The organism is Methylobacterium sp. J-030 (genome assembly GCF_022829545.1).
Lineage (GTDB): Bacteria > Pseudomonadota > Alphaproteobacteria > Rhizobiales > Beijerinckiaceae > Methylobacterium.
The window spans coordinates 1-3,891 of sequence record NZ_JAKSYM010000045.1; the positions used below are offsets into that span (position 1 = coordinate 1).

At 64.1% G+C, this 3,891-nt stretch carries 4 protein-coding genes and 1 pseudogene; all 5 read left to right on the forward strand.

Going from position 1 to position 3,891, the window contains the following annotated elements; all coding sequences use genetic code 11:
- Window positions 1–507 (forward strand): annotated as a pseudogene (locus MKK75_RS01915) (helix-turn-helix domain-containing protein); the annotation flags it as partial.
- Window positions 508–664: 157 nt separating this feature from the next.
- Window positions 665–1,213 (forward strand): PAS domain-containing protein, encoded by a 549-nt coding sequence (locus MKK75_RS01920; RefSeq protein ID WP_244040945.1) that lies wholly within the window; start codon window positions 665–667, stop codon window positions 1,211–1,213.
- A 120-nt stretch (window positions 1,214–1,333) separates the two neighbouring features.
- Window positions 1,334–1,564, forward strand: coding sequence for a hypothetical protein (locus MKK75_RS01925; RefSeq protein ID WP_244040946.1), 231 nt, complete (start codon window positions 1,334–1,336; stop codon window positions 1,562–1,564).
- Between the two features lie 439 nt (window positions 1,565–2,003).
- A complete protein-coding gene (locus tag MKK75_RS01930; RefSeq protein WP_244040947.1) occupies window positions 2,004–3,488 on the forward strand; it encodes a PAS domain S-box protein in 1,485 nt (494 codons plus the stop codon).
- 4 nt (window positions 3,489–3,492) lie between these two features.
- Window positions 3,493–3,783, forward strand: coding sequence for a hypothetical protein (locus tag MKK75_RS01935; RefSeq protein WP_244040948.1), 291 nt, complete (start codon window positions 3,493–3,495; stop codon window positions 3,781–3,783).
- The last annotated feature ends 108 nt before the right edge of the window (window positions 3,784–3,891 follow it).

Consider the following 3,891-nt stretch of genomic DNA (forward strand, 5'->3'; position numbering starts at 1 on the left):
GACGCCGGCGTGGCGCGGCCCGGCCGCTGGGCTGCCTCGGGCCGCCTGCCGCCGGGTCTCGCCGCCCGGTTCACGCAGGCAGAGGTCGCGGTTCTGGCCTTGGTTGCGGCGGAGGTAGCCCGTCGCAGTGATTGCCGGCTGGCGATCGAAAACCTGGCGGCCGTGCCCGGCGTGTCCAGCACGACCGTCAAGAATGCGATCCGCGAGGACGCGCGGTTCGGCCTGCTCACCGTCGAGGAGCGGCAGATCACGGGCTGGCGGAATGCAACCAATGTGGTCCGCATCACCAGCCGGGAATGGACCGCCTGGCTGCGGCTGGCGCGGCGCACCCTGCCATCAGGGGGAGGGGTCAAATCCGCGACCACCACGAATACTCAAGTTCTAGATCTGAGAGAATCGAGGAAAACGGAACCGAAGAAGGGCTGCCGAGAGGCAGCGGTCGACCTCGGCCGATCAGATCGAACGAGAATCCGCGCGGGTGGTGGAAGTGGCCGAGCCATGCGGTAGCATCATGTGGCCGGACGATTTGCCGAACGGGGAAGGATCGTCCACCGAATTCCTCGACGGCCCTCAGATTCGGCGTACAACTCAAGAACTTACTCTATCCAGGCTGCGTACCGTGGATGCTCGTATCTGCCATGCGCCCCGTCTCGCGGAGGCTACGATGATCTGGACGACGGATGCTCTCGGGCAGACGACCTACATGTGCCAGGAATGGTACGCGTTCACGGGTCAGGAACCGCCAGCGGCACTTGGGGGTGGCTGGGCCAAAGTCATCCATCCCGACGAACGTGAGATGATGGAGGATGCATTTCTGAAGGCTTGCAGCCTCCAAAGCGAGTTCGTGCTGCACTACCGCCTCAGGCGACATGACGGCACTTATGTCTGGGTCTCCGATTCTGCTGCGCCCTCGCGCTTGCCTGGCTGCGGAACGTTCATCGGTTATCTCGGCATGATCAGAAGTCTTGAACCTGCACAGATTGGTTTGATCGCGCGTGCCGAACTTCAGAAATTCCGCGCCGCGCCTGCAGTCGGCGAGTTCGCACCGATGTCGAAGCTCGATGTCCTCGCTGATCACCTCTTGATGGCACGCGCGACTGCACTCGGCGTGGCCGATGAACTGCTGCCGGTGATCGACAGCCTACTCTTTGACGTCGGGACTCGTCTCGTTCGCGGGCTTCAGCACGGCGATGCCAGCTCCAACATTCATTAAGTGCATGGGTCATGTAGACCGCTCGGCCAATTGCAACCTAGGCCTGTATACAACTGAATGCTATTCATAAGGGTACGCGCTCTGGTGCTATCTCACGCGCGGAGCCAAGGGAGCGCCCTTATGGACAATGCCGAATACGAAGCCGCGCGGAGAAGCCTTGAGCAGATCGCCGACGCGCTCGGCATCCCGGTGGCGGCGTTCCTCGACCAAGCAACCGAGCCATCGTATCCCGCCCTTGCAGCCGAGCAGGAGGACGAGCTTCTGCGGCTATTCCGCGGGATCCACGACGCCGAGCTTCGTAAGCGGGTTCTCACCTGCATGCGATTTGTCGTGAACCAATCGGTCGCGTGAGCGCCGGTACGATCGGGAAGCTGGACACTGCCAGCGCCGCGCAGCTGACGGGCGCGTCGAGAACTCCGTCGCGTTCGAGCGGGAGGTACTGCACCGGATCGGGCGTCCCGCCGGCAGCGCAGCCGGGCGCTACGAGCCCGCTGTCACAAGTAACGACGTATCAACCAGCGCCCTACGAAGCCTTGCCGTATTGAAGGGCGTATAAGTTGTATTGTTTCTGGTCACGGATGCGCGAATATTACAGATCAAAGCTAACCTGAGTTATAAATTGATCTATCACCGGTTGTATTTGAGATAGTAAGCAGATAATTAACGTTTGTTGCGCAACATTACTATGAGCTGAGATAGAATAGGGTGACGCTTCAGCGGATGGATCCGCTGCTCGCCGGCCTCCCGATCCGCTGTCGAACAGCATCAACGATTTCGGGAGTGAACGGCCATGTTCGGTGCATCGCGCACGCACGCGGATCAAGCGGCCAAGCTCGACGCCCTCGATCGCTCCCAGGCCGTGATCGAGTTCAGGCCTGACGGCACAATTCTCGCCGCCAACGCCAACTTCCTGACCGCCATGGGCTACACGCTGCCCGAGGTGCAGGGCCAGCACCACGGGATGTTCGTCGAGCGAGCCTACCGCGACAGCGCCGAGTACCGGGCCTTCTGGGATAGCTTGCGGCGTGGCACGTTCCAGTCCGCCGAGTTCAAGCGCATCGCCAAAGGCGGTCGTACCGTGTGGATCCAGGCGAGCTACAACCCAGTGCTCGATCGCGCCGGCCGCGTCGTGAAGGTGGTCAAGTTCGCCTCCGACATCACCGCGCAGAAGCTGCGTGCGTTAGACAGCGATGGCCAGATCGCGGCCCTGCACCGCTCTCAGGCGGTGATCGCCTTCGATCCGACCGGCACGATCCTCGACGCCAACCAGAACTTCCTCGACGCGGTCGGCTACCGGCTCGATGAGATCCAGGGTCGACACCACAGTCTGTTCGTTGATGCGGCCGAGCAGCAGGGTGCGGCCTACCGAGGGTTCTGGGATCGGCTGGGGCGCGGCGAGTTTTCCGCGGGCGAATTCAGGCGCATCGCCAAGGGTGGGCGCGAGGTCTGGATCCAGGCGAGCTACAACCCGATCAAGGATGTAGATGGCACGGTGCTCAAGGTGCTGAAGTTTGCCGCCGACATCACCGCGCAGGTGCACGAGCGCCAGCGCCGGGCCGAGGCGCAGCGAACGATCGGCGCCGACCTCGACGCGATCGGCACCGCGGTCGAGGCCGTCACGCGCCAGACCGCCGAGGCCGCCGGCATCGTGGGACAGGTGTCAAGCGACATTCAGGCGGTGGCCTCGGGCGCGGAGGAACTGTCGGCCTCCGTCGGTGAGATCAGCCAACAGGTCAGCCACGCCGCGCGCATGGCCGGCGAGGCCGTCGAACAGGCCCGCCACACCGGCAGCATCGTCGAGGGCCTGAGCGGGCAGGCGACGCAGATTGGCGAGGTGGTGACCATGATCCAGGGGATCGCCTCGCAGACCAACCTGTTGGCGCTGAACGCTACGATCGAGGCAGCCCGCGCAGGCGCCTCGGGCAAAGGGTTCGCCGTCGTGGCCTCCGAGGTAAAGGCGTTGGCCGAGCAGACCGCCAAGGCGACCGACCAGATCCGGGTGCAGATCACCGCGACACAAGTGGCCACGCGCGAGGCCGTGGGGGCGATCGGTTCGATCCAGAGCACGATCAGCAAGCTGGACGAGGTCTCAGCGGCGATCGCAGCGGCGGTCGAGGAGCAGTCTGCCGTCACGCGGGAGATGTCGGGTAGCATGCACACGGCCGCGCACGGGGTGACAACGATCGCCGGCGGCATGGAGGCGATCGCACGCGCGAGCGAGCAGGTCGATGCCGCTACCCAGCAGGTGCGCGAAGCGGCACGGGCAGTAGGCTGAGATCATGAAGGACACGGACAAGGAAGCCGCCGTGCGGGCCAGCCTCGACGATGTGCTCGGAGACCTCTTCCGTGCCGCCGTCGAGAACCCGACTGAACTCAGCACGGCGAGCTATGCCCGGATCGACGCCGCGCTTGATCGTCGGATGATGCCGCATCGGCATCTGGCCTGGGCGCTGGCGGAAGCCGAGAGGCTGAAGCGTCAGCTGAAAAGTGGCCTGCGCGGGCACGCCCCCGATGCTGTCGAAGACGTTGCCAGCGCGAGGGCACCCAACCTGGGTGAGGCGCAACGGTGACGGGTACGCTCATCCCGCTTCGATCTGACCGCGGTGCCGCATCCGCGCTCGCCGTCTTCGACGTGACGGCGGTAGAGCTACTGCAGGAAGGCCGTGCGGCGACGTTGT